Origin of the sequence: Vitiosangium sp. GDMCC 1.1324 (assembly GCF_003044305.1) — a bacterium.
Lineage (GTDB): Bacteria > Myxococcota > Myxococcia > Myxococcales > Myxococcaceae > Archangium.
Genome location: NZ_PZOX01000019.1, coordinates 128,516 through 154,325 on the forward strand (window position 1 = coordinate 128,516; position 25,810 = coordinate 154,325).

Below are 25,810 nucleotides of genomic sequence, written 5' to 3' on the forward strand. Positions count from 1 at the left end.
ACTGAAACATGGCCACCAAGATTGCCATCAACGGGTTCGGTCGCATCGGCCGCTGTGTTCTTCGTGCAGCCCTGAGCCGCAAGGAGAACCTGGACTTCGTCGCCATCAACGACCTCGATGAGCCGGCCGCGCTGGCGCACCTCTTCAAGTACGACTCCGTGCACGGCACCTGGCCGGGCACCGTGAAGGCCACGGACAAGGCCATCATCATCGACGGCAAGGAGATCGCCGTCACCGCCCAGAAGGATCCCACCGCGCTGCCCTGGAAGTCCCTGGGCGCGGACATCGTCCTCGAGTGCACCGGCCGCTTCACCGAGCGCGAGGGCGCCGAGAAGCACCTGGGCGCGGGCGCCAAGAAGGTCATCATCTCCGCCCCGGCCAAGGGCCCGGACCTCACCATCGCCTTCGGCATCAACCACGACCAGTACGATCCGAAGAAGCACCACATCCTCTCCAACGCCTCGTGCACCACCAACTGCCTGGCGCCGGTGAGCAAGGTGCTGCTGGAGAACTTCGGCATCGAGAAGGGCGTGATGACCACCATCCACAGCTACACCAACGACCAGCGCATCCTGGATCTCACGCACAAGGATCTGCGCCGCGCCCGCGCCGCCGCCCTGAACATGATTCCCTCCTCCACCGGCGCCGCGAAGGCCATCGGTGAGGTGCTGCCGGCCCTCAAGGGCAAGATGCACGGCCTGGCGGTGCGCGTGCCCACCCCGAACGTGTCCCTGGTGGACCTGAGCGTGGTGACCAGCAAGCCCACCACCATCGACGCCGTCAACGCCGCCTTCAAGGCCGCCTCCGAGGGCGCGCTCAAGGGCATCCTCCAGTACAACGACGAGCAGACCGTCTCCGTCGACTACAACGGCAACCCGCACTCCTCCATCTTCGACTCCACCAACACCATGGTCGTGGATGGGAACCTGCTCAAGGTGATGGCCTGGTACGACAACGAGTGGGGCTTCTCCAACCGCATGGTGGACACGGCGAAGTTCCTCGCGGCCAAGGGCTTCTAATCAGGCAACACCAACGGGCGTTCCGATTGGGAGGACCGAGATGATCCGCTACATCGACGACATGCAGCTCACCGGCAAGCGCGTCTTCATCCGGGTGGACTTCAACGTTCCCCTGGAGGGCAAGCGCATCACCGACGACACCCGCATCCGCGAGGCGCTGCCGACCATCAAGCGCGCGCTGGAGATGGGCGGGAAGGTGATTCTGGCCTCCCACCTCGGGCGCCCCAAGGGGCCGGACCCGAAGCTCTCGCTGGAGCCGGTGGCCGCTCGGCTCAGCGAGCTGCTCGGCCCCAAGCACGAGGTCCTCCTCGCCGACGATTGCGTGGGTGACGGCGTGCGCAAGCTGGTGAAGGACCTGAAGGAAGGGCAGGTGCTCATGCTCGAGAACCTGCGCTTCCACAAGGAGGAGGAGGCCAACGACGATGCCTTCGCGCGAGAGCTCGCCTCCTTCGCCGACGTCTACATCAACGACGCCTTCGGCACCGCGCACCGCGCCCATGCCTCCACCGCGGGCATGGTGCCCTTCGTCAAGGAGAAGGGCGCGGGCCTGCTGATGCGCAAGGAGCTGGAGTACCTGGGCGGGGTGATGAAGAACCCGGCCAAGCCCTTCGTGGCCATCCTGGGCGGCGCCAAGGTGAGCGACAAGATCAAGGTCATCGAGAGCCTGCTGCCCAAGGTGGACGCGCTGCTGGTGGGTGGCGCCATGGCGTACACCTTCCTCAAGGCGCAGGGGATTGAAGTGGGCAAGAGCCGCGTGGAGGAGGACAAGCTGTCGCTGGCCACGCGCATGCTGGAGGCGGCGCAGCGGCTGAAGACGTCGCTGGTGCTGCCCATCGACCACGTGGCGAGCACCGAGCCCACGGACAAGGGCGTGGTGACCGAGGTGCCGGATCGGGCCATTCCCGCGAACCTGATGGGCCTGGACATCGGCCCGAAGACGCGGGCCATGTTCTCCGAGCACATCCGCAACGCGAAGACGGTGGTGTGGAACGGCCCCATGGGCATGTTCGAGGTGCCGAAGTACGCCGCGGGCACGCGCACGGTGGCCGAGTCCATGGCCATCAACAAGGGCGCGGTGACGGTGGTGGGCGGCGGAGACAGCGCCGCGGCGGTGAACGAGATGGGGCTGGCCGACAAGCTCAGCCACGTGTCCACCGGTGGCGGGGCCTCGCTGGAGTTCCTCGAGGGCCGCGATCTGCCGGGCGTCAAGGCGCTGGAGACCAAGTAGTCCTTCGCACGCAACACCACGGGAGGAGTCCTCAATGGCGGCACAGGCGCGACGCAAGCTCATCGCCGGCAACTGGAAGATGAACAAGACCATCCCCGAGGGGCTCGCCCTGGTGCGGGAGCTCAAGGGCCTGGTGGCGTCCATCCCGGGAGACCGGGTGGAGGTGGCCGTGGCGCCATCCTTCGTGGCGCTGCATGCGATCGCCAAGGAGCTAGAGGGCTCCTCCCTGAAGCTGGCCGCCCAGAATTGCCACTGGGAGGCCAGCGGAGCGTTCACCGGCGAGGTGTCCGCGTCGATGCTGAAGGACGTGGGGTGCGCCTACGTCATCGTGGGCCACTCCGAGCGCCGGCAGTACTTCGGCGAGACGGACGAGACAGTGAACAAGCGCACCCGGGCAGTGCGGGGCGCGGGGATGACGCCCATCATCTGCGTGGGCGAGACGCTCGCCGAGCGCGAGGCCAACCGCACCCTGGAGGTGGTGGAGCGGCAGGTGGCGGGGGCGCTGAAGGGCTTCCCGGCGGCCGAGGTGGCGGGCTTCGTCCTGGCGTACGAGCCGGTGTGGGCGATTGGGACGGGGCGGACGGCCACCAGCGCGCAGGCCCAGGAGGTGCATCGGGCCATCCGCGAGCAGCTGGGCCGGCTGTACGACAAGGGGACGGCGGAGCAGGTGCGCATCCAGTACGGCGGGAGCGTGAAGCCGGACAACGCGGTGGAGTTGCTGGGCCAGCCGGATGTGGACGGAGCGCTGGTGGGCGGGGCGAGCCTGAAAGCGGGCGATTTCGCGGCGATTGTGAAGGGCGGGGTGTGATCGCAGGAAGATTGTCACCGCCCGGGCCGTTCGGTTAGTCTGCGCGGCCTTTCATCCAGGACCGGAAAGAAGAGTTAGAGCATGTTGACCTTCGTGACGATCGTGCACGTCCTGCTGTGCGTGTTCATGATCTTCGTCATCCTTTTGCAGCCCGGGAAAGACGCGGGAATGGGCGCGGCCCTGGGTGGTGGTGCCGCGACGAGCGCCTTCGGTGGACGTGGTGCGACGACCTTCCTTAGCAAGGTGACGGGCATCTGCGCGGCGCTGTTCTTCCTGACGTCGCTGGGCCTCTCCTTCGTGGGGATGCGCACCTCGGTGGCGGGCGCGCTGGCGAAGCCGGCGGCGCAGAAGCAGGCTCCGGCGCAGCCGGGCACCACTGGGGCGCCTCCGGCTGGGCAGGCTCCCGCGACGAATCCGCAGGAGGCGGCGCCTTCGACGGGCGCGGCTCCCGCGCAGCAGCAGCAGGCTCCGGGCGCTCCGAGCACCATGGAGCAGCCGCGTCCGGCCGAGACTCCGGCGCCGACTCCGGCTCCGGCTCCCGCTCAGTAGGCGGGCTGCCACCCGGAAAGGAATCGGGTGGCGATGTCGTTAAAAGTTGGTTGCAGTCGGCGCGGTTCGTGGTACTAGAGGCCGCGTCGCAATTGCCCAGGTGGTGGAACTGGTAGACACACCATCTTGAGGGGGTGGCGCCGAAAGGTGTGCGGGTTCGAATCCCGCCCTGGGCACTCCGAAATGAGCCTCCAAGTCCTTGAGACTTGGGGGCTTTTTTCTTTTCCGCTCCGGATTGTAGCTCGATTGTAGCTACGGGGCCTCGTCCGAGGGCGGCGCGCCTCCGGCCGGCGGCGTCGACGGAGGCCGGAGCTCCACCTTCAGCTTCGCCACCTCCGAGCAGAGCGACTCCCAGGGCAGCGTCGTGTAGAGGCTCACGATGTCGCCCTTCGGCCCGTGCGTGACCCAGGCGAGCTTGTCCCGGTCCGCCCCGTCCGCCAGTGCCAGGCTGATGAAGGTGCGACGGGTGTCGTGGACCCGCCGGCCTCGTAGGCCGAGCAGCTCAAGGTCCTCCAGGAGCTGCGCGTGGACGACGGGGTCGCGCCGGTGCTCTCCACGCCGGGAGGGCACGACGAGGTCGTCAGCCGTGGGCGGTCGCCCCTGCTTGCGCTCCCATCCCTCCTGGCGCCACGCATCGAGGACGCGGGCGAGTACGGGGTGGACCGGCACCTCGCGGGGGCGCTCCGTCTTCACGCCCTTCTCCCGCCGCTGCTTGCGGTGGAAGGCCCTGGATACCCGGAGGCGTCCCAGCGGCTGGGCCGAGGCGTCCCAGGCGTTCCACCGCAGGGCTACCGCCTCGCCGATGCGCATGCCGGTGAGGAAAAGGAGTGCGTAGAGGACACGCCGATCCTCCGGAAGGCGCGTATCCGAGAGCAGGGTCTCCACCTCCTCGCGGGTGAAGACCGCGGTGGAGCGCCACTCCGGATTTTTGTCCACCTTCGGGGGGAGGTCCCCCTTCTTGAGGACGCATGGGTTGCTCTCGATGAGCTCGTCGGCGAGGGCGTCCTCGAACATCCGGTGCAGCAAGCCGTACACGTGCCGCACCGTGCGGGGAGCAAGCTGCTTCTTCGTCGGTCCAATGCGCGTGCGGAGCTTGCGGATGAGGTCTCGGACATGGCGCGTGCGCACCTCGGTCAGCGGGAGATGGCCGAGGTCCGGTATGGCGTGGCGCTCGAGGCGGGTGCGGTCGTCCCGGGCGCTGCTCAGGCCCCGCTCTTCCCGCTCGCGGACCCAGCGCTCGAAGTAGCGGCGGACGGTGAGACCCTCGAGCTGCGGCGCCTCGTGGGTGAGGCTCGCGGCCACCTTCCGCTCGACGATGCGGAGCAGCTCGCGCGCCTCATCCTCTCGGGTGAGGCCGGTCGACTCCTGGACGCGCTTGCCGCTGCTGTCCCGGTAGGCCATCCAGTACGTCTTGCCACGCAGGTACACGGTCCCCATCAGGGACACTCCTTTCTTTCGGGTGGTGTTTGGGTGGAGGCGTCAGCGGCGCGCCGCGCGAGGATGCGGGTGGCCCGCTCCTCGAGGGAAAGCGCGGCGTCGGCCGGGGAAGGGCCACGCTCCAGGAAGCTGAGGAGCTGGTCCTTGCGGATGCGCCACAGCCGTCCAGTTCGGAGGCAGGGGAGGTGCCCGCTCTGGACCCATGCTCGCACCGTGGCGGCGCTCACCTGGGCGAGGGAGGCCGCGTCCTTGACGGTGAGGAATTCGGTATCCGGCTGGACAGCACCGCGCGCCTCCGCGAGAGCGGCGCGCACCTCCTCGCGCACTGCCCGGCGGACTTCGTCACGGATGATGAAGCGAACGACTTCTTCGAGTTGCGACACGACAGACCCGTGGTCACCGGGGCACGACCGGTGCCTTGCTGACGGACTGTCGGTCCCTCAAGGCGGCTGCGTTGCGCAGCCGGGACCGGCGGACAGATGGGCGAGGAGTCCTTCCTTCCGGAAGGTGGCCTCTCCTCGCTCAAGAGAGCGTGGCCTTCATGCCGGGCGTATGCCCGCGCTGGTGGGCCAGTGCCCGGCTGGGCTTGACCCGGTTACGTGGACAGTAGGGTTATGGTGCCAACTTCTGCGGTAAGGCCGCAAGCTCAAAATCCACGGGGCTGACGTAGCCCAGCGTCGAGTGCCGCCTCTGCCGATTGTAGAAGACCTCGATGTACTCGAAGAGGGCCAGCCGAGCCTGCTCGTGCGTGGCGAAGTCGGCGGTGTAGACGAGCTCCTGCTTCAAGGTGCTGAAATAGCTCTCCACCACGGCGTTGTCCCAGCAGTTGCCCTTGCGTGACATGCTGCATTGAATCCCGCGAGCGGCCAGCGCCTGCTGGTAGTCGGTGCTGGCGTACTGGCTGCCCCGGTCCGAGTGATGCAGCAGCCCGCGCGGCGGCTGGCGTCCCTTGAGCGCCATGTCCAGCGCGTTGAGCACCAGGTGCCGGTCGATGTTCTGGCTCATCGACCAGCCCACCACCTTGCGTGAGAAGAGGTCCATGACGACGGCCAGGTAGAGCCAGCCCTACCTCGTCCCCACGTAGGTAATGTCCGTGGCCCAGGTGCAATCGGGCTGGCCGGGGGAGAAGTTGCGCTCAAGGATGTTGGGCGCCACGGGCTGGTTGTGGCGTGAGTCCGTCGTCCGCACGAAGCGGCGCTTCTGGCGGGCAGCCAGCTCTTGCTGGCGCATGAGGCGGGCCACGCGCTTGCGGCTCACCAGCTGCCCACGGGCACGCAGCTCGGCATGCACGCGCGGGCTACCGTACGTGCCGCGGCTCTCCTTGTGCACCGCCGTCACTACCTCGGCCAGGGTCCGGTCCGCCTTGTGCCGCTCGGACTCCGGGCGCTGCTTCCAGGCGTAGTAGCCCGAGCGCGAGACGCCCAACTGCTGGCACATGAAATCCACGGGAAAATGGGCCTTCTGCGCCTCGATGAACTCGAATTTCACTTCGAGGTCTCCTTCGCGAAGAAGGCTGCTGCTTTTTTTAGGAAGTCACGCTCCATCTCCAGATGGCGCACTTCCTTGCGCAGCCTGACCAGTTCCTCCCGCTCGGCCGTGGAGAGCGCGCCTGCCGGCTCCTTGCCCTTGTCGCCGTCTGCCTCGCGTACCCAGTTGCGCAGCGCCGACTCCGTCAGGTCCAGGTCCTTGGCCACCTGGGGCAGGCTCTTGCCGCCCTCACGCACCAGCCGGACCGCATCGGACCTGAACTCCGGGGTGAAACTCCGCCTCTTCCTTCGCTCCATGGACACTACCTCCCGTGTAGCCGACTTATTGGGTGTGTCCACAAAACCGGGGCAGGCTCACACGGGAGCGGCTCGAAGAGGTACGCGAGCACCGTGCACACCATCGTCGTTACCTCACAGCCTGTGACGGGGTAGGGGCGCCGGTCAATCGTTCCGAGCGTGCACGGATGATGGAGGAAGGGACCTGGCTACTAGCTCACGGTGAAACGCTCGTTGAGCGGGTGAGGGGCGCGGAGCGGCAGCTGGCGTCGCTCTTCCACGACCACCTTGCCGCGGTGTTACTCGGGCACGTCTCCCCGCGGCTCGACTTCCGGGACTTCGTCACGCGGATGGACGTTAGCGGCACGCTGGACGGTAGGTTCGAGAAGAACGTGGCCGACGAGCTGCGGCATCTCTACTCCGACCGCCCGCGAAGGTGACCCGGCTGCTCGACCTGCTCCTGCTCGCGCCCGACCTCCAAGCCCGCGTCCTCGAGCTCGAAGCCGTCGACGGCGCCGAGCCGATGGCCGAGCGGACCCTCCGCGCGGTCGCCCACGCCGGCACGTGGGCCGAGCAGCGGGCGGCGTGGCGCGCTCAGTCGCTGTCCCAGACCACGACCAGTCGCGTGTCTGGCGATAACTCCCCACGACACGCGCGTGCCGCCGGCCCTTCCGCCCCCCCCCGGGATCGCCGCCCCTGCGCGCGCGGCAGACTCGGAGGGGGCCTCGTCCCGCTCTGATCCCACGAAACCCGATGAAACCGGCCAAGATCCTGCAAAGTCCGTTGATTTCATGGACCCAGAGGCGCTATCATCGGGCCGCGCCGAAGCCGACACGACGGTCAAGAAGCCCCGAGAGGGAGACCCAAGATGGACGATCGATGGCTCTCAGTCGGCGAGATCGCCGAGTACCTCGGGATCAGCAAGGACACCGTGTACGCATGGATCGAGAGGAAAGGACTGCCAGGACATCGCATCGGACGCCTCTGGAAGTTCAAGCGGTCCGAGGTCGACGACTGGGTCCACAACGGAAAGGCCGCTGACGCGCAGCGAGACGACGAGTGAGGTAACCGAAGGCATGGCGAAGAAGGCACCCACGACGACGAGAGGACGGGCAGAGCGGCCCGATGGCGATGTCGTGTGCGTCGATCTCTTCTGCGGAGCGGGCGGACTCACCCACGGTCTCATCAGCGCGGGCGTGAAGGTCCGCGCAGGGGTCGACTTCGAGGAGGCGTGCAGGCACCCCTACGAGGCCAACCACGAAGGAATCGAGTTTCACCAGGCCGACGTCGCCGAGCTCGATGCGTCGACGGTCGCCCAGTGGTTCGGCGATGCCAAGGTACGTGTTCTCGCGGGTTGCGCGCCGTGCCAGCCCTTCTCGACGTACGCCCTCCGTTACCAGAAGGAGGAGAAGGTCGAGGACGATCAGCGATGGAGCCTCCTCAACCACTTTGGACGGTTGGTCAGGGAGTTGCTCCCCGACATCGTCACGATGGAGAACGTCCCCACCGTGACGAGGCACTCGGTGTTCAAGAACTTCAAGAGCACGCTCGAGAGCCTCGGCTACAAGGTTTGGGTCGACGTCATCGACTGCGCGCAGTATGGCCTGCCGCAGCGCCGCAACCGAACCGTCCTCCTCGCGTCGCTCCACGGAGAGATCGAGCTGCGTGAGCCCGTCGTCTCAGAGGCTCGAACCGTCGAAGACGTCATCAAGGATCTGCCGGTCCTGAGGCATGGCGGCACGGACAAGGACGACCGCTTGCACACCGCTTCCCGCCTCTCCGATCTGAACTACGAGCGCATTCGCCACTCGAAGCCGGGGGGCACTTGGCGCGATTGGCCGAAGCACCTCGTCGCCAAGTGCCACACGAAGAGCACGGGCAAGAAGTACCCCGCCGTCTACGGCCGCATGAAGTACGACGAGCCCGCGCCGACGCTGACCACCCAGTTCTATGGGTTCGGCAACGGTCGCTTCGGACACCCCACTCAGGCTCGAGGCCTCTCGCTGCGCGAGGGCGCCTTGCTCCAGGGGTTCCCGAAGGATTACTCGTTCATCCCTGACGACCAGCCGATCCAGTTCAAGGCGCTCGGCCGCATGATAGGCAACGCGGTGCCCGTCGACCTCGGCCGCGTGATTGGGCAGAGCATCATCGAGCACGTGAAGCAGCACGGTGAGAGCTTCGTCGCGCGCGCCAACCATCAACACGTCGGCCAGCTCTCGCCGTCGACGAACCACCGCGGGGGGGCGGAATGGCCGCGAGCGTACGGGTAGAAGCGTCGACGCCTGAAGTGCGCCGACGCATGCAGCGCGTCCGGCAGAAGAACACGTCTGCCGAATCGGTGCTGCGCCGCGAGCTGCACGCACGCGGCCTCCGCTACCGCATCCATGTTCCCGTCCTGACCAAGCCCCGCCGGGTCGCCGACGTCGTCTTCGGCGGCCTTCGCGTCGCCGTTTTCGTAGATGGCTGCTTCTGGCACGGCTGCCCGCTGCACGCGACCTGGCCGAAGGAGAACGCCGAGTTCTGGCGTGCGAAGATCGTCGCGAACCAAGAGCGTGACCGTGACACCGACGAGCGTCTGCGCACCGAGGGGTGGAAGGTTGTGCGCGTGTGGGCCCACGAGCCGCCCGAGCAGGCCGCGAGGCGGATCGCGAAGATCATCGAGAAGCGCAAAGCGCGGAGCCGAGCATGACGACACACCTCGCGACGGACACCTCCGTGCTGTCCTCGACCGCGCCTGAACCCGGCCAGCTCGTCGAAGTGCGGCGTCGCCAGTGGATCGTCTCGGATGTCGATGCGTCGTCGGTCTCGCCCGAGCTGCCGAGGCGCAACCTCGTGAAGCTCGCGTCGATCGATGAGGACGCACTCGGCGAGGAAATCGAGGTCCTGTGGGAGCTCGAGCCGGGCGCACACGTCATTGAGCGCGCGGGCTTGCCGACGCTCTCGGCGCTCGACGATCCCTCGAAGCTCGAAGCTTTCCTAGACGCCGTGCGCTGGGGGGCGGCGACGAATGCAGATCGCGGCTACCTCCAGGCGCCGTTTCGCAGCGGCGTTAGCATCGAGGACTACCAGCTCGACCCGCTCGTTCGCGCGATCGACATGGCGCGGACGAATCTGCTGATCGCCGACGACGTCGGCCTCGGCAAGACCATCGAGGCAGGCCTCGTCATCCAGGAGATGCTCCTGCGCCATCGCGCGCGGACCATCCTCGTGCTCTGCCCGTCGTCGCTGCAGGAGAAGTGGCGCAGCGAGATGGCCGAGAAGTTCGGCCTCGAGTTCCGCATCGTCGACACCGACTCGGTGAAGAGCTCACGCCGCGAGCGCGGCCTGCATGCCAACCCGTGGACCTCGTTCCCGAGGCTCATTGCCTCCATCGACTGGGCGAAGCAAGGCGAAGGCATCCGGCTTCTGCGCGACGTGCTCCCGCCGCAGCCGACATTCCCGCGCCGCTTCGACATGCTCGTCGTCGACGAAGCCCACAACGTCGCGCCCACCGTCGGCAAGTACGCTGTCGAGAGCCTGCGCACGCGCCTCGTGCGCCTGCTCGCGCCGCACTTCCAGCACAAGCTCTTCCTCACCGCGACGCCGCACGATGGCTACACCGAATCGTTCACTGCGCTCCTTGAGCTGCTCGACGACCAGCGCTTCTCGCGCAACATCCTGCCGCCCGAAGACCAGCTCGCGCGCGTGATGGTGCGTCGCCTCAAGAGCGACCTCGTCGACACCAAGGGCAAGAAGCTCTACCCGGTGCGGCGCCTCGAAGTGCTGAACGTCGAGTACACCGCCGAGGAGCGCGAGGCGCGACAGCTCCTCGAAGAGTACATCGCCAGCCGCGAGAAGCAGGACGAGCGCGAGGGTGCCGCCTCACACTTCGTCCACCAGCTCCTGCGCAAGCGGCTCGCGTCATCGCCCGCCGCGTTCGCGTCGACCCTCGCTCGCCACTCCGCGACCATCGAGGGCAAGGGCGAAGCGCGCCGCAGCTCGGGGCTCGACGAGCGCATCCTCCGTCGCGCGATCGCGAAGACCGAAGAGGACTACGCCGACGACGACACACGCGAGTCCGCCGAGGCCGAGGCCATCGAAGAGGCGAGCCGCCGCTTACGCCCACTCTCGGCCGATGAGAAGAGGCTCCTGGGGCGCCTGCGCTCGTGGGCCGAGCAAGCGAATCATCGGCCCGACTCCAAGGCAGAAGCGCTCATTCGTTGGCTCGACGCGAACCTGCGCCCCAAGGGTGCGTGGTCGGACGCGCGCGTCATCCTCTTCACCGAGTACCGCGCCACGCAGAAGTGGCTGCACGAGATCCTCGCCAGCCATGACTTCGGCGGCGACCGTCTCGCGCTGCTCTTCGGCGGCATGGACCCGAAGGAGCGAGAGAGCATCAAGGCGGCGTTCCAGGCCGACCCGCGCGAGTCGCCTGTGCGCATCCTGCTCGCGACCGACGCTGCCTCGGAAGGCATCGACCTGCAGAACCACTGCAACCTGCTGGTTCACGTCGAGATCCCCTACAACCCGAATGTGATGGAGCAGCGGAACGGCCGCGTCGACCGTCACGGGCAGAAGCAGAGCGAGGTCGTCATCTGGCACCCCGTCGACGCGAGCGGTGGCCACGGCGACGACATCCTCCGCGCACTTCGCAAGCTCGACGCCATGCGCGCCGACATGGGCAGCGTGAACCCGGTCATCGCCCCGCAGTTGCCGGCGCTCCTCGAAGGCCGCCGCCGCGAGCTCGACACCGGCCTCGCCGAGAAGCGCATCGAACGCGCCCGCCGGTACGTGAAGGCCGAGCGCGAGCTGCGCGAGCGCATCGCCAAGCTCCACGAGCGGCTCACGACGACGCGCAGCGAGCAGCACCTCACGCCCGACCGCATCGAGCGCGTGGTGCGCGTCGCCCTCGCGCTCACCGACAAGCCGGACCTCACGCCCGCGAAGCTGCCCGAGCTTCCCGACGCGCGCGTGTTCCAGATGCCCGCCCTCGCGGGTTCGTGGTCACGGTGCCTCGACGGGCTTGAGCACCCGTACACGAAGCGCATCCGCCCCATCACCTTCGACCACGAGGTCGCTAAGGGGCGCGACGACGTCGTGCTCGTCCACCTGAACCACCCGCTCGTGCAGATGAGCCTGCGGCTCCTGCGCGCCGAGGTGTGGGCTCGCGACGACGTGAAGAAGCTGAACCGCGTCACTGTGCGCACGCTGCCCGACGCGAAGCTCAATGGCCCCGCTGTCGCCGTGGTCTCGCGCCTGGTCATCACGGGCGGTAACCACCATCGCCTCCACGAGGAGTTGACCGAGACGGGCGGCTACCTGCGCGACGCGGGCTTCAAGCGCGAGGACGGCATCACCAAGCTGCGCGACTGGCTCGACTCGTCGGCGCCGGGCACCATCGACGATTCGCTCTTCGACGCCCTGCGCACGCGATTCCAGAAGCACACGGAGGCCGTCCTGAGCGCCGTCGGCACGCGTTCGAAGGACCGCCTCAAGGTGCTCGGCGGCACGCTGGAGTCACGCAAGCGCCGCGAGATCGAGGACATGACCCAGCTCCTCGACGACCTCGCGAAGAACCTCGAGGCAGAGCTGAACAAGGAGGAGCCGAAGCAGCTCTCGCTCTTCTCCGAGGACGAGCGCACCCAGCTCCGGCGCGACCGGCTCGCTCTTGAGGCGCGTCTGCGGCGCATCCCCGAGGAGCGCGAACGCGAGCGCCTCGCCATCGAGGAGCGCCACACCGGGCTCGTCGACCACACGTTCCCCGTCTCGGTGATCCTCCTGGTGCCCGAGTCGCTCGCCAGCCGGAGGAAGTCGTGAGCGCCAAGCACGAGTGGCTGAACCTGCTTGAGGTCTCGGGCCCGTTCCTCGCGGTGCCGGTGCTCCGCGAGGTGTTCCCCCAGGGGCTTGAGGAACTGGACACCTCGCGCGCTAAGCGTCTGCGCAGCGCCTACGAGGAGTGGCGCGACGCGGTCGACGCCGACGACGCCGATCTCGAGAAGCTGCACGCCGCGTGGATCGACGAGGTGCTGCGCACCGCGCTCGAGGCCGACGACCAGTTGCTGAAGGCCGGGAAGGCCGTGCCCGCGTCGGTCGTCAACCTGCCGGAACACGACACGACCATCACGCCCGAGCTCGTCTTCGTCGACCCGACTCAAGGCGGCGCGCCCCTCGCGCCCGTCCATGTGTTCCCGCCCGACACCGACATCTCGGCGTCGATGAAGTTCGGCGGCCTCTCGTGCTCGCCGGGCGACCGCATGGCGCTGCACCTGCGCGCGCTGAACAAGCCCTTCGGCCTCGTCACGAACGGCGAGCGCTGGATGCTGGTCCACGCGCCCACGGGCCAGGTGGCGACCTTCGTGAGCTGGTACGCGCGCATCTGGGGCCAGGAGCCCGCGACGCTGCGCGCGTTCGCGTCGCTGCTCGGCGTGCGCCGCTTCTTCGCACCCGAGCAGGACCGGCTCCCGGCGCTCTTCGAGCGCTCGCTAAAGCACCAGGATGAGGTCACCGACGCCCTCGGCGACCAGGTCCGGCGCGCCATCGAGGTGCTGGTGCAGGCGCTGGACCGCGCCGATCAGGACCGCAACCGCGAACTGCTCCGCGACGTGAAGCCGCAGGAGCTTTACGAGGCCGGACTCACCGTGATGATGCGGCTCGTCTTCCTCCTCGCGGCCGAGGAGCGCAGGCTCCTGCTCTTGGGCGAGCCCCGGTACGACTCGTTCTACGCGGTCTCGACGCTGCGCATGCAGCTTCGCACCGAGAACGACGAGATCCTTGAGCGGCGGCGTGCGGCGTGGTCGCGGCTCCTGGCCGTGTTCCGTGCTGTGTTCGGTGGCATCGACCACCCGACGTTGCGCCTGCCCACGATGGGCGGCTCGCTCTTCGATCCCGACCGCTTCCCCTTCCTCGAAGGAAGGCTGAAGGGCACCTCGTGGCGCCAGCATCGCGCCGAGCCGCTGCCCATCGACGACCGCACGGTGCTGCTGCTGCTCGAAGCCATCCAGACCTTCGAGGGGCGCACGCTCTCGTACCGCGCGCTCGACGTCGAGCAGATCGGCCACGTCTACGAGGGTCTGCTCGAACGCACCGTCGCGCGCGTCGAGGACGTGACGTTGGAACTCGAAGCGGGCGCACAGGCCAAGGACGCCCGCGTCACGCTCGGCGAGCTGGAGTCCAAGCGCCTCGACGGCAAGGCAGCCGTCACGAGCCTGCTCGTCGAACGCTCGAAGCGCTCGCAGTCGGCCATCGAGAAGGAGCTGGCCGCCAAGGTCGAGCCGCAGCAGAGTGCGCGCCTGCTGTCGGCGTGTCGCGGCGACGTGAAGCTCCGCGACCGGCTCCAGCCCTATGTGCGGCTGCTCCGCACCGATCCGTGGGGCTACCCGCTGGTCCACCCGAAGGGCGCGTTCGTCGTGGTGCTCGGCGCCGACCGGCGCGAGACGGGCACGCACTACACGCCCAAGAGCCTCACCGAGCGCATCGTCGAAGAGACGCTCACGCCGCTCGTCTACGACGGCCCCGCGAAGGGCGCGCCGCGCGCCGAGTGGAAGCTGAAGACGCCCGAACAGCTCCTCGACCTCAAGGTCTGCGACCCGGCGATGGGCTCCGGCGCGTTCCTCGTGCAGGCGTGCCGCTTCCTGAGCGCGCGCCTCGTCGAGGCGTGGGCCATCGAAGAGGGGGCGGGCCGCGTCGTCGACCTCACTGGGCAGGTCCACGAGCCGCGCACCAGCGTCGAGAGCATGCCGCCCGGCGTCGAGGTGCGCGCCGAGAACGCGCGGCGCATCGTGGCCGAGCGCTGCCTCTACGGCGTCGACCTGAACCCGCTCGCCGTCGAGCTGGCGAAGCTCTCGCTCTGGCTGGTCACGCTCTCGAAGGGACGGCCCTTCGGCTTCCTCGACCACAACCTCCGTCGAGGCGACAGCCTGCTCGGCATCAGCCGCCTTGAGCAGCTCACGGAGCTGACGCTCGATCCTTCGGCCACGCGGCAGGCGCGCCTGTTCGGCAAGGCCATCGAGCGCGCGGTCGCCGAGGCCGTCGAGTTACGGCGCAAGCTGCACGAGATCCCTATTCGCGACATCCGCGACGTCGAGGCGATGGCCACGCTCGACGCCGATGCGCGGAAGAAGCTCAAGGCCGCCGAGCTGCTCGCCGATGCGTTTATCGGCGTGGTCTTTGCGGCCGAGGGCAGCGAGGTGCTCGAAAGGCGGCTCTCGGCCCTAGCGTCGGAGGCCGACCGTGTCGTGAAGGGCGAGGAGCGCGCCACCGAGTCCCTGACCAAGCGGACGCATGCGGACCTCGCGAAGGACGCCCTGGGCGGCGTGCCTCGACGCCCGTTCCACTGGCCGCTCGAGTTCCCGGATGTCTTCCACCGCGACTCGCCCGGCTTCGACGCCATCGTCGGCAACCCGCCCTTCCTCGGGGGCCGACGGATCAGCACTGTGATGGGCGGCGCATACAACACGTTCCTTGCGAAGCTCCATCCTCCGGCAAGCGGGAACACCGACCTCGTCGCACACTTCTTCAGGCGCGCCTTTGGCCTTCTACGGGGAGGCGGAATCTTCGGACTCCTGGCCACCAAGACCATCGCAGAGGGAGACACCCGCCAAGGCGGCTTGGAGTGGATGACGACAAACGGGGCGGTCATCATCGCCGCGTATCCTAACGAACCGTGGCCGGGGAAAGCTGCCGTGGTGACGAGCTGCATCCACGTCTGCAAGGGCGAGTGGCTGGGGCGTCGACATCTCTGCGGCAGGACGGTCCCCACGGTGTCGGCGTTCCTTTCCGGCAATGAGGACTGGAGTCCGAAACCGCTCCGCGCAAACGCAGGCATCTCGTTTCAGGGCTCGATCGTGCTGGGAATGGGCTTTGTTCTTCCCCCTGACGAGGCCCAACGAATGCTCGCCGCGGACCCGCGGAACGCGGAAGTCATCTTCCCCTACCTGAACGGCGACGATCTGAACTCCGACCCACAGCAGAACGCGAGTCGCTGGGTCATCAACTTCTGGGACTGGCCCGAAAAGCGCGCCTCCTCCTACCGCGAGCCCTACGTGTGGCTCAAGACGCATGTGTACCCGGAACGTCTCGAGAAGAGCAAAGAGAAGTCTTACAGCAACATCATGTCGATGTGGTGGCTCTACTGGCGCCACCGTCCCGAGTTCTACAGGGTCTCCGGTGCGCGCTCGTTCTTTGAGCAGAGTAAGGCTGCAGCTCCGGCTGCGAAGCGGACGCTAAGCCGTGTAATCGCGATCACGCGGCACACGAAGACGGTCGCATTCACCTTCGTCCCGACCTCCTCGGTGTTCTCCGACGCAACCGTGGTCTTCGCCCTCGACAGTTCTGCGCACCTCGCGGTGCTCCAGTCGAGCATCCACGTCGCGTTTGCGTGGCAGCACTCGTCGAGGCTGAAGAGCGACCTACGGTACAGCCCTACGGACGCCTTCGAGACCTATCCTCTGCCCGAGGCTGGTCATATGGCCGACGACTCGCCCTTGTTCACCCTTGGCGAGGAGTATCAGCGGCTGCGCGGCGACATCATGCGGGCCGATGGGATTGGCCTCACGAAGCTGTATCGGCGTTTCCACACCGTCGAAGAATCCGACGAACGAATCCTTCGACTCCGAGACCTCCATCGTCGCATCGACGAGACTCTTGTGGCTGCGTACGGCTGGAATGATCTGCATCTGATGCATGGGTTTTACGATGTCGCTTACCTCCCCGAAAATGACCGGCATCGGTTCACGATGTCGGAGGCAGCGCGTGTCGAGGTGCTGCAGCGTCTGGGCGAGCTGAACCGCCAGCGGTACGAGGAAGAGCAGGCGGCGGCACCTGCGACGAAGCCTCGCTCGACGAAGGGTCGCGCGACGACTGCGCCCGCCGGACAAGGGGCACTCGCGCTCGCAGAGGCGCCCGCGCCCGCGACGACTTCGAAGACCAAGGCCGCCGCTCCGGCGAAGAAGGCCAGTACACGGAGGACCAGCCGATGAAGCTGAGCACAGATACCGCCAAGGCGGTCCCGACGAAGCAGTTCTTCGTGTCGATGCTGACGCGCGACATCAAGCTCGAGGACGCCATCCTCGACCTCATCGACAACTGCCTCGACGGCGCGCTTCGCCTTGGGAACGGTGGCAAGCCGGACTACGGCAAGTACTGGGTCAAGATCACGCTGGCGAAGGACCATTTCTCCATCGAGGACAACTGCGGCGGCATCCCGCGCGAGGTCGCGAAGAACTACGCGTTCAAGATGGGGCGCGAGCCCGACGACAACCGCGATTCCGACACCGAGACGATCGGCATGTACGGCGTCGGCATGAAGCGCGCGATCTTCAAGATGGGTCGCAACGCGCTGGTGAAGACTCGCCACGGCGACGACACCTACGAAGTCCCGATCACGTCCGAGTGGCTCGACGCGACGAACTGGGATCCGCTGCCCATCAAGGAACCGACCAAGGCGAGCGAAAACCTCAAGGAGCATGGCACGACCATCTACGTCAGCGAGCTGAATGAGGGCATCGCCAGGCACTTCGTGAACCCCGCCTTCGTCAATGAGGTGACCACGGCGATCTCGCAGCACTTCACGATGTTCCTCCAGTGGGGGTTCAAGATCGAAATCAACGGGCAGAGCGTGACGCCGGTTCACGTCGAGGTGCTCGTTTCGCCGCGCGAGGACGGTCCGGCTCCCTACGTCTTCCGCAAGACGACCGGCGACGTGACCGTGTCGATCACCGTGGGCCTCAACACCAGCCGCCGTTCCGAGGGAGACGACGATGACGACGACGCGGACTTCTCGGGGCAGCGCGCGTCGGCCACGGCAGGGTGGACGGTCCTCTGCAATGACCGCGCGGTCATCGTCGGCGACAAGAGCCGCCTCACGGGCTGGGGCGATCTTCCGCTCGTCCCGCTCTACCACCCACAGTTCTCGGTCATCACCGGCATCATCGAGTTCCGCGCGAAGGACGCGAAGAAGCTGCCGGTCACGACCACCAAGCGCGCTCTCGACGCGTCGTCGGAGCTCTGGCTTGAGTCCCTCGTGAAGATGAAGGAGGGGATGAGGGTCTGGATCTCGTACACGAACGACTGGAAGAACCACCCTCGCTCCGATCAGCAGAGCTACTGGCAGGACGCGCAGCCGCTTCCCCTCAGCAAGGCGATCGAGGCTGTCGCGTCGCGCAAGACGGCCAAGAAGTCGAGCACCAACGACGAGGCAGGTGAAGCCAGCGAGGTCGTCGAGTTCAACCCTCGGAAGAACAACGTGCTGCCGAAGCCCGAGGAGAAGAAGCCATCGTCGAGGAAGATCGTCTTCTCGCGGCCCGCCGAGGAGGTCCGGCTCGTCTCGAAGATGCTCTTCGACGATCCAGACGTGAAGCCCGGCACCGTCGGTGATGAGTGCTTCAAGATCCAGCTCGACCTGGCCAAGCCCTCCAAGAAGCGGAGGAGCTGAACGTGAGCACCGGTTCTTCAGTGCCGTACAAGCTGCGGCCGAACAAGGCCGTGGACCGCGAGCTGTTCCTGTCGCTGTTGACGCGCTTGGCGCCTGCCTTGGCGCTCGAGGGGCATCACTACATCGGCCTCGGAGGCTCGTTCCTCGAAGACTTCCGGCTGGTGCATGCGCGTCTCGGAATCGACCGCATGACGAGCGTCGAGGCCGAGGAGGCGGTCCACAAGCGACAGCTCTTCAACCGACCCACCGCGTCGGTCGAGTGCGTGCATTCGAGCCTGGAAGACTACCTCGATGCCCATGACTTCGACCGACCCGCGATCATCTGGTTCGACTACACGGCGCCGAAGCCCGTCGAGCAGATCGGGCGCTTCGCGAGGACGGTCGGCGAGGTGAAGCTCAACAGCATCCTCCGCATCACCCTGAACGCCCAACCGAGCGCGCTGGGAGAACCGAACCCGAAGCTCTCCGGCGAGGCGCTGTGGGCGTGGCGCCTCGAGAAGTTCAAGGATCGGCTTGGGGCTCTCTGCCCGAGTGACCTGACCGCCGCAGGCATGGAGAAGCGCACCTACGGCCCGAGCATCCTGCGCGCCCTGTTCCTCGCCGTCGAGAAGGAGGTGCTCAGCCACGCGGACCGCAAGGTCGTGTGGGCGCTGAGCACGCACTACGCGGACGGCCAGCCGATGGTCACGGCGACGCTCGTCGTGTGCGGAGCGAACGACACGATCGTCGAGCCCCTGGTGAAGGGCTGGACGTTCTACTCGCCGCCCGACCAGCCGCTCCGAATCGATCTCCCCGCGCTCTCCACGTTGGAGCGCCTGACGATGGAGGCGAACGGCGATGCCCGCGAGAAACTTGGCTTCGACCTGCCCGAGTCGGGGCTCGGAGAAGATCCTTTCGAGGTGTTCAAGAAGTTCTACCGGATCTACCCGCATTTCTCGCGAGTGGAGCTGTAGCGAGATGAGGAGCGACGCATGACGACGGCCGCCACACCGAACGCACAGGCATGGCTCGCCAAGGAGGCGACGTCGCTCGGCCCGTTCGTCGTTCGGCTCGGCGGTGAACGCACCGGCTTCAGCGCGCTGGCGCGGGGCCACTGGGTCGTCGTCGTGGACACGACGGGAGCCCTGAAGCGCGTCGGGCGCATCCTGCGCATCCGGGCCGACCTAGAGTCGACCACGCTCTACTTCGACAAGCTACACGTGGTGAAGACGGCGGGCTCGCTCGCCGACGTCGGGCTCACGTTACCCATGGGACAGGTCTCGCGCCTGCGTCCCGAAGACCTCGCCGCGGTGCTCGCGCGTGACGGCGTCTCGTCGTCGGCCGACGTGCCGCTCCTCCAGGACGCCGCATACGTGCGCAAGCTGCTCGAGCTTGCGACGCGCGACGACCTGCTCGGGCCGGCCAACGGCCCCGAGGAGCTGGTCGTCGACATGAGCGTTCGCGACCGCTACCTCGTCGGCAAGCTCGCTCCGCGCACGCCGGGCGACGCGACGACGGGCACCGAGGTCGAGCCCGCAGCGGCGGCCGACGAAGAGGACGACTCCGCGCAGGAGAACGACGCCCCGCTCCACGAGCCCGGCGCCGAGTTCAACCGCGCAAGCGGGCGCGTCGAGCCCGAGGACGACGCGCTAGACGAGATCGACACGACCAGCAACCAGTCCCTCGTGCCCTTGAGCATGGGCCTCACGTTCTGCGTCGGGCCCGACGTGAAGACGCTCGACGTCACCGCGCGCTGGGGCAGCTACGCCCGTGTTCCGAAGGACGAGCACGAGTACACGCGGCCGAGGAAGAACCGCGAAACCGGCGAGGTCGAAGAGACCAAGGTGAAGGTCTGGCGCCGTTTCCCGCGAGGCGGCCGCGTGACCCTCACGCTGAACGACGGCCCCATCCAGTCGCTGGTGCCCGATGCCGAGCAGGACGAGGTCCGCATTCAGGGCGCCGTGCGCACCAACGCCAAGGGCGAACGCCTCGTCACGCTGTTCCTCGTGAACGGCCAGCTCGAGCCCGAGACCAACCGCGACAGCGCGTGGCTCTTCCAGCCCGAGCTCGGCGTGACCGGCTCGGGCGAAGCGGCAGGGACGCCCGTGTTCCTGCGGCGCCCGAGCAACGACGTGGTCGTGGACGACGCGGAGCGCGATCACCTCGGGCTCATCTACCGGCGTCGCGTGGAGTTCGCGGTGGGGCACGGCGTGGCTGTTCACGCCGAGACGCCTGCGAACGATCCGACGCGCGCCACGCTCGTGCGCACCGAGGTCATCCCGCGTTTCGAGGTGCCCGTTACTGAGACGCCCGGCCTCGATCCCGACGACCGGCCCGCGATGAAGGAGATGGTCGAGCGAGGTTGGCTCGACATGCTCTCGCTCGCCGACCTCAACAAAGCCGAACTCGAAGTGGCGCTGAAGACGCTCGTCGACGACTACGCCGCGTGGATCGACGACCAGCGCGCGCGCGTCGGCACGGAGATCACGGGCTACGACGCCCCGGCCAACGAGGCGCTGGACCGCTGCAAGACTACGCTCGAACGCCTGCGCGCGGGCTTGAAGGTGCTGCTCGCCGACCCGAAGGCGCTGGAGGCGTTCCGCTTCGCCAACCGCGCAATGGCCCGTCAGCGTGTGCGAGGCATCTACGCGCTCAATCGTCGTCGCGGCGAGGAGCTGACCTTCGCCGACGTCGACGTGCGGAAGAACCGCTCGTGGCGTCCGTTCCAGCTCGCGTTCCTCCTGCTGTCGATCCCGTCGCTCGCCGACCCGAAGCATCCCGACCGCACGAGCCCCGCCGAGGCCTTCGCCGACCTGCTCTGGTTCCCCACGGGCGGTGGCAAGACCGAGGCGTACCTCGGCGTCGCCGCCTTCGCGATGGGCATCCGCCGCCTGCAAGGCGTCGTCGAGAACCTCGATGGCGGCCGCGGGCTCACCGTCATCATGCGGTACACGCTGCGCCTGTTGACGTTGCAGCAGTTCCAGCGTGCCGCGACGCTGCTCTGCGCGATGGAGGTCATCCGCGCCGCCGACGTCTCGAAGTGGGGCGCGGAGCCGTTCACGCTGGGCCTGTGGGTGGGCAACAAGGTGACGCCGGGAACCACCGAGGCGTCGCACCAAGCCATTGAGGCCATCCGCGACAAGGACCGCAACCGCGCCGGCATCGCGTCGCCCGCGCAGCTCACGAGCTGCCCGTGGTGTGGCTCGGAGATTCAACCCGGGCGCGACATCGAGGTCGACAAGACCGCGGGGCGCACGGCCATCTACTGCGGCGACAAGCTCTCGCTCTGCGAGTTCAGCAAGGCGAAATCGAACACCAACGCGCATCCCGGTCTGCCGGTGAAGCTCGTCGACGAGGAAATCTACCACCGGCCTCCGACCATGATGATCGCCACCGTCGACAAGTTCGCGATGATGGCGTGGCGCGCGGAGGTGCGGACGCTCTTCGGCAAGGTGCGCGAGGAGTGCGAGCGCCACGGGCTGCTCTGGCCGGGCCACGATTGCGGCACCGGGCACAAGGCGAAGAAGCCCCATTCCGCTGCGAAGGTGAAGCCGGTGCGCGGCGTGCGCCCGCCCGACCTCATCATCCAGGATGAGTTCCACCTCATCAGCGGTCCGCTCGGAACGATGGTCGGACTCTACGAGACCGCCGTCGACGACCTCTGCTCGTGGCAGATCGGGAAGACCAAGGTGCGCCCGAAGGTCGTCGCGTCGACGGCGACGGTCCGGCGCGCGGGCGATCAAGTGCGCAACGTCTTCATGCGGCGCCTCGCGATCTTCCCGCCGAAGGCGCTCGACGTCGAAGACGACTTCTTCTCAGTGCAGCGCTCCGTCGAGAGCAAGCCGGGGCGGCGGTACCTCGGCATCTGCTCGCCGGGCAGCTCGAGGCCGGCCGTGCTCATTCGCACGTACACCGCGTTCCTCACGGCGGCGCAGGGGCTCTTCGATGCGTTCGGCCCGGTCGCCGATCCGTACATGACGATGGTCGGCTACTTCAACTCGCTGCGCGAGCTCGGCGGCATGAAGCGCCTCGCGGAAGACGACGTCCAGACCCGTTCGTACCGCGTGAAGATGAGCCTCGTGCAGAGACCCGGGCTCGAGCAACGGAGCGTCTCGACCATCGCCGAGCTGACGTCGCGCGTGAGCAACGCCGACATCCCGAAGTACCTCGACCAGCTCGAGATCCCCTTCGACGGCGCGTTCGACCCGACCAAGGACAAGTTCGTCAGCCAGCGCGCGCCCGACGCGCCACGGCCCATCGACGTGGTGCTCGCGACCAACATGCTCTCCGTCGGCGTCGACGTGAACCGCCTCGGTGTCATGGTCGTGAACGGCCAGCCGAAGGGGACGGCTGAGTACATCCAGGCGACGAGCCGCGTGGGCCGCGCGTTCCCGGGCCTCGTCGCGGCGGTGCTTACGTGGGCGAGGCCTCGCGACCTCTCGCACTACGAGACCTTCGAGCACTACCACGCGACCTTCTACCAGCACGTCGAGGCGCAGTCGGTCACGCCGTTCTCGCCGCGCGCGATGGACCGTGGGCTCACCGGCGCGATGCTCGCCGTGATGCGGAACCGCTTCGAGTCGTTCGCTCCGAACCCCGGCGCGGGTGCGCTCAACAGCCCGAGCCGCCCCGAGATGGTCTCGACCGTCGACTCCGTCACGGAGCGGACGTGGGAGGTCACGGAGGACTCGACGAAGAAGAACCTCGCGACCGCCGAGATGAAGAGCCGTGCCGACGAGTGGGCAAAGGAGGCGGCGGTGCCCGGGCGCGTGCTCGTGTACCAGAAGTACGGCGCGGGCCCGACGGCGTACGCGCTCCTTGAGGCGCCGGGCATCAAGCCGTGGTCAACGTGGACCGTCCCCATGTCGATGCGCGAGGTCGAGCCTGGCCTGAACCTCGTGATGGAGGACGATCGCTCGAACCAAGACCCGGTCTGGCGCTCTCGCCCCACACCCGACGACGACGCGGCGACGGCTGAAGAGGTCGGGGAGGAATCGCCATGAGCAAGACACCGGTGGGCGAAGTCCGCCCGAGCCAGCTCCTGTGGACCTACGGGCCCGGCGCGCTGATCGATCTCCCGAACCTTTCCGTCGTCACAATGGGCATCGACCGCTGGGAGCTGGGGCGCTGCCAGCCGATACAGGAAGCGCGGCTGCTCACCAACGTGCGCCGCGTGCTCGGCGATCAGGTCGAGTCGCTGCGCATGCCGCCGCTGAACGACAGCGACGTCGTCGATCCGTTCTCGGCCGAGGCGCTCGTCGGCGTGCCCGTGAAGCCGTTCCCGCGCTGGATGCGCTGTGTGAAGTGCGGGCTGCTCTCGCCGTTCGACGCGGGCCTCTTCGAGCTGAAGGCGAACCGCTATCGACCCGAGAGGACGTGCTTCGTCCACAAAGGATGCACCGGTTCGCGCGGTGACCAGAAGCCGCGCGATGCCGACGCGGTGCCCGCACGCTTCCTCCTCGCGTGCCGCGAGGGCCACCTCGACGACTTCCCGTGGCACTGGTTCGTTCACAGTGGGCAGATCGCCTGCAAGGGCACGCTGCGCTTCTTCGAAAGCGGCGCCTCGCTCCAGACCGAGAACCTGTGGGTGCGCTGCGACACGTGCAGCGCGGCCAAGAGCATGGCGCAGGCCTTCGGGCAGGTCGGCAAGGACAACCTGCCGGGTTGCCGTGGGCGGCACCCGCACCTCAATCGCTTCGAGGACGGCTGCGCGGAAGTGCCACGCGCCATCCTGCTCGGCGCGACGAACGGCTGGTTCCCGGTGACGCTCTCGGTGCTCGCCATCCCGCAGACGGGCAGCCCGCTCGCGCAGCTCGTCGCCGACGGCTGGACGTTCTTCGAGGATGTCGAGAGCGCAGTCGAAGCGGCGGCCGTCGTGAAGACGCTGAAGAAGTCGGCGCAGTTGCCGGGCATCGACGCCTTCACGGGCGACCAGGTGTGGGAAGCGATCCAGGCGCATCGCGGTGGCACGGTGGGCAACGAGGAGCTCGACCTGAAGGGCCCCGAGTGGGACGTGCTCACGTCGCCGACGCCGCCGACCGACTACCCGCACTTCATGAGCAAGAAGGCGGACGTCCCCAAGGGCTTCGAGAAGCACCTCTCGCGCGTGCTGCTCCTCGAGCGGCTGCGCGAGGTGAACGCGCTGCTCGGCTTCACCCGCGTCGAGTCGCCCAACGAGGGCGGTGGAGCGCAGCGTGCGCCCCGCGCGCCCATCGGACGCACCGCGCCCAACTGGGTCCCGGCCACGCAGGTCCACGGAGAGGGCATCTTCCTGCAGTTCTCGGAGGAAGCGCTCGTCGACTGGGCGAAGTGGCCCGGCGTCTGGAGGCAGGAAGCCGAGCTGCGCAGGGGACACCGTGGCTGGCGCGCTCGACGTGGGCTCGAGCCCGATCCCGAGTTCCCCGGCATGCGCTTCCCGCTCCTGCACACCATCGCGCATCTGCTGATCCGCGAGCTCGCGCTCGACTGCGGCTACAACGCGGCGAGCATCCGCGAGCGCGTCTACGCTGACACCGAAGACGGCAAGTCGCAGGCGGGCATCTTGATCTACACGGCGGCGGCCGATTCCGACGGCACGCTCGGCGGCCTCGTCGACCTTGGCAAGCCCGAAAACCTCGGGCGCTTGCTGCGGCAGGCGCTCGACCGCGCGAAGGTCTGCGCCTCCGACCCGCTGTGCGCCGAGCACAGCCCGAGGACAGACTCGTCGCTGCACGCCGCCTCGTGCCACGCCTGCTCGTTCGTCTCCGAGACGTCGTGCGAGTGCGGCAACCGCTATCTCGATCGCGCTCTCGTCATCCCGACGCTGCAAGTCACCGACGCGGCCTTCTTCGCGGGGATCTGATGCAGACGCTCCTCGACGCGGTCGTAGACCTCGTAGCTCTCGTCTCTCCATCGAAGGTGCGCACCGTCGCGTCGGCGCTGCGCGGACTCGCGGCTCCCAAGGCGGCTCCCAACGCCAACACGCTCGCGGACACGCCCGCAGCCCGCGCAGCCGTCGCGCGCGTTGTGGCGGCGTGGGGCCAGGAACAGGCGAGCGGGGACGAGGTCGCGGGCATGCTCCTCGGCGCGTCCGAAGCGCGGCTTCGCGTCGAGCGCGAGCTGAGCGTCGAGCTGGTGTGGACCGGTCCGACGACGCGCTTCGTGCCGACGCGCCGGACGGAGCAGGTGCTGCTCGACCTGATCGCCAGCGCGACCACCGACCTGTTCCTCGTGAGCTTCGTCGCCTACGACGTCCACAGCGTCGTCACGGCGATGAACGAAGCCGCGAGCCGTGGCGTTCGCCTGCGCGTGCTCATTGAGGCGTCCAAGGAGCACGGCGGCACGCTCGACAAGGATCTCGTCCCGAAGATGCGCGCCAGCATTCCGACGGCCGAGGTCTTCACGTGGCGCGAGAGGCCCGAGCCCTTCGTCGACGGCAAGGTCCACGCGAAGGTCGCGGTGGTCGACGGTGCGCGCACCTTCATCACGAGCGCGAACCTCACCGGTCACGCCCTCGAGAAGAACATGGAGGCCGGCGTTCTCATCAACGGTGGCCCGGTCCCGAAGACGCTGCGCGATCATCTGCAAGCGCTCATCGACGTTAGGGTCATCGACCGGGCTTGAGCGCGCTCGCCCGGA

The 25,810-nt window shown here is 67.6% G+C and carries 17 protein-coding genes, 1 tRNA gene and 1 pseudogene; 16 read left to right on the plus strand and 3 right to left on the minus strand.

What is annotated here, in order from left to right:
- Window positions 1-8 precede the first annotated feature (8 nt).
- From gap to DAT35_RS41330, 5 genes are all read left to right on the plus strand, one after another.
- Window positions 9-1,019, plus strand: coding sequence for a type I glyceraldehyde-3-phosphate dehydrogenase (gene gap, locus DAT35_RS41310; RefSeq protein WP_108074796.1), 1,011 nt, complete (start codon window positions 9-11; stop codon window positions 1,017-1,019).
- A 40-nt stretch (window positions 1,020-1,059) separates the two neighbouring features.
- The gene (pgk, locus tag DAT35_RS41315; RefSeq protein ID WP_108074797.1) at window positions 1,060-2,247 is read left to right on the plus strand and encodes a phosphoglycerate kinase; all 1,188 of its coding nucleotides are present in this window, start codon (window positions 1,060-1,062) and stop codon (window positions 2,245-2,247) included.
- A 34-nt stretch (window positions 2,248-2,281) separates the two neighbouring features.
- Entirely contained in the window at window positions 2,282-3,055 is a 774-nt protein-coding gene (gene tpiA, locus DAT35_RS41320; protein ID WP_108074798.1) for a triose-phosphate isomerase, read from the plus strand.
- Window positions 3,056-3,136: 81 nt separating this feature from the next.
- Complete coding sequence (gene secG / locus DAT35_RS41325) at window positions 3,137-3,604, plus strand: preprotein translocase subunit SecG (protein ID WP_108074799.1); 468 nt, start codon at window positions 3,137-3,139, stop codon at window positions 3,602-3,604.
- A 94-nt stretch (window positions 3,605-3,698) separates the two neighbouring features.
- Window positions 3,699-3,780: transfer RNA gene (locus DAT35_RS41330), tRNA-Leu, on the plus strand.
- Between the two features lie 76 nt (window positions 3,781-3,856).
- Here the strand turns inward: DAT35_RS41330 and DAT35_RS41335 are convergent.
- The 3 genes and pseudogenes from DAT35_RS41335 to DAT35_RS41345 form a co-directional block, all read right to left on the minus strand.
- Window positions 3,857-5,041: a tyrosine-type recombinase/integrase gene (locus tag DAT35_RS41335; RefSeq protein WP_108074800.1), complete on the minus strand. Its 1,185-nt coding sequence runs from the start codon at window positions 5,039-5,041 to the stop codon at window positions 3,857-3,859.
- On the minus strand, window positions 5,041-5,424 hold the full coding sequence (locus DAT35_RS41340; RefSeq protein WP_199243153.1) for a helix-turn-helix domain-containing protein: 384 nt from the start codon (window positions 5,422-5,424) through the stop codon (window positions 5,041-5,043). The genes DAT35_RS41335 and DAT35_RS41340 overlap by 1 nt, the downstream gene beginning before the upstream one ends.
- Window positions 5,425-5,659: 235 nt before the next feature.
- Window positions 5,660-6,825, minus strand: a pseudogene (locus DAT35_RS41345) (IS3 family transposase); the annotation flags it as partial.
- Between the two features lie 167 nt (window positions 6,826-6,992).
- On the opposite strand from DAT35_RS41345, the gene DAT35_RS41350 reads away from it, so the two are divergent.
- The 11 genes from DAT35_RS41350 (at window position 6,993) to drmC (ending at window position 25,795) form a co-directional block, all read left to right on the plus strand.
- Window positions 6,993-7,244, plus strand: coding sequence for a hypothetical protein (locus DAT35_RS41350; protein ID WP_108074802.1), 252 nt, complete (start codon window positions 6,993-6,995; stop codon window positions 7,242-7,244).
- 428 nt (window positions 7,245-7,672) lie between these two features.
- On the plus strand, window positions 7,673-7,867 hold the full coding sequence (locus tag DAT35_RS41360) for a helix-turn-helix domain-containing protein (RefSeq protein ID WP_108074804.1): 195 nt from the start codon (window positions 7,673-7,675) through the stop codon (window positions 7,865-7,867).
- A gap of 13 nt (window positions 7,868-7,880) precedes the next feature.
- Window positions 7,881-9,074 carry a DNA cytosine methyltransferase gene (locus DAT35_RS41365; RefSeq protein WP_108074805.1) on the plus strand — a complete coding sequence of 398 codons (1,194 nt, stop codon included), beginning with the start codon at window positions 7,881-7,883 and terminating at the stop codon, window positions 9,072-9,074.
- Window positions 9,053-9,493 (plus strand): very short patch repair endonuclease, encoded by a 441-nt coding sequence (locus DAT35_RS41370; RefSeq protein ID WP_108074806.1) that lies wholly within the window; start codon window positions 9,053-9,055, stop codon window positions 9,491-9,493. Before DAT35_RS41365 ends, DAT35_RS41370 begins: the two co-directional genes overlap by 22 nt.
- Window positions 9,412-12,600 carry a DISARM system SNF2-like helicase DrmD gene (gene drmD / locus DAT35_RS41375; protein ID WP_233262017.1) on the plus strand — a complete coding sequence of 1,063 codons (3,189 nt, stop codon included), beginning with the start codon at window positions 9,412-9,414 and terminating at the stop codon, window positions 12,598-12,600. The genes DAT35_RS41370 and drmD overlap by 82 nt, the downstream gene beginning before the upstream one ends.
- The gene (locus DAT35_RS41380; RefSeq protein ID WP_108074808.1) at window positions 12,597-16,760 is read left to right on the plus strand and encodes a type IIL restriction-modification enzyme MmeI; all 4,164 of its coding nucleotides are present in this window, start codon (window positions 12,597-12,599) and stop codon (window positions 16,758-16,760) included. The genes drmD and DAT35_RS41380 overlap by 4 nt, the downstream gene beginning before the upstream one ends.
- Window positions 16,757-18,214: an ATP-binding protein gene (locus DAT35_RS41385; protein ID WP_108074809.1), complete on the plus strand. Its 1,458-nt coding sequence runs from the start codon at window positions 16,757-16,759 to the stop codon at window positions 18,212-18,214. Before DAT35_RS41380 ends, DAT35_RS41385 begins: the two co-directional genes overlap by 4 nt.
- 2 nt (window positions 18,215-18,216) lie before the next feature.
- On the plus strand, window positions 18,217-19,167 hold the full coding sequence (locus DAT35_RS41390; RefSeq protein ID WP_146210095.1) for an O-methyltransferase: 951 nt from the start codon (window positions 18,217-18,219) through the stop codon (window positions 19,165-19,167).
- Window positions 19,168-19,185: 18 nt separating this feature from the next.
- Entirely contained in the window at window positions 19,186-23,196 is a 4,011-nt protein-coding gene (gene drmA, locus DAT35_RS41395) for a DISARM system helicase DrmA (protein WP_108074811.1), read from the plus strand.
- On the plus strand, window positions 23,193-25,034 hold the full coding sequence (gene drmB, locus DAT35_RS41400; protein ID WP_108074812.1) for a DUF1998 domain-containing protein: 1,842 nt from the start codon (window positions 23,193-23,195) through the stop codon (window positions 25,032-25,034). Before drmA ends, drmB begins: the two co-directional genes overlap by 4 nt.
- Window positions 25,034-25,795: a DISARM system phospholipase D-like protein DrmC gene (gene drmC / locus DAT35_RS41405; protein ID WP_108074813.1), complete on the plus strand. Its 762-nt coding sequence runs from the start codon at window positions 25,034-25,036 to the stop codon at window positions 25,793-25,795. Before drmB ends, drmC begins: the two co-directional genes overlap by 1 nt.
- Window positions 25,796-25,810 lie beyond the last annotated feature (15 nt).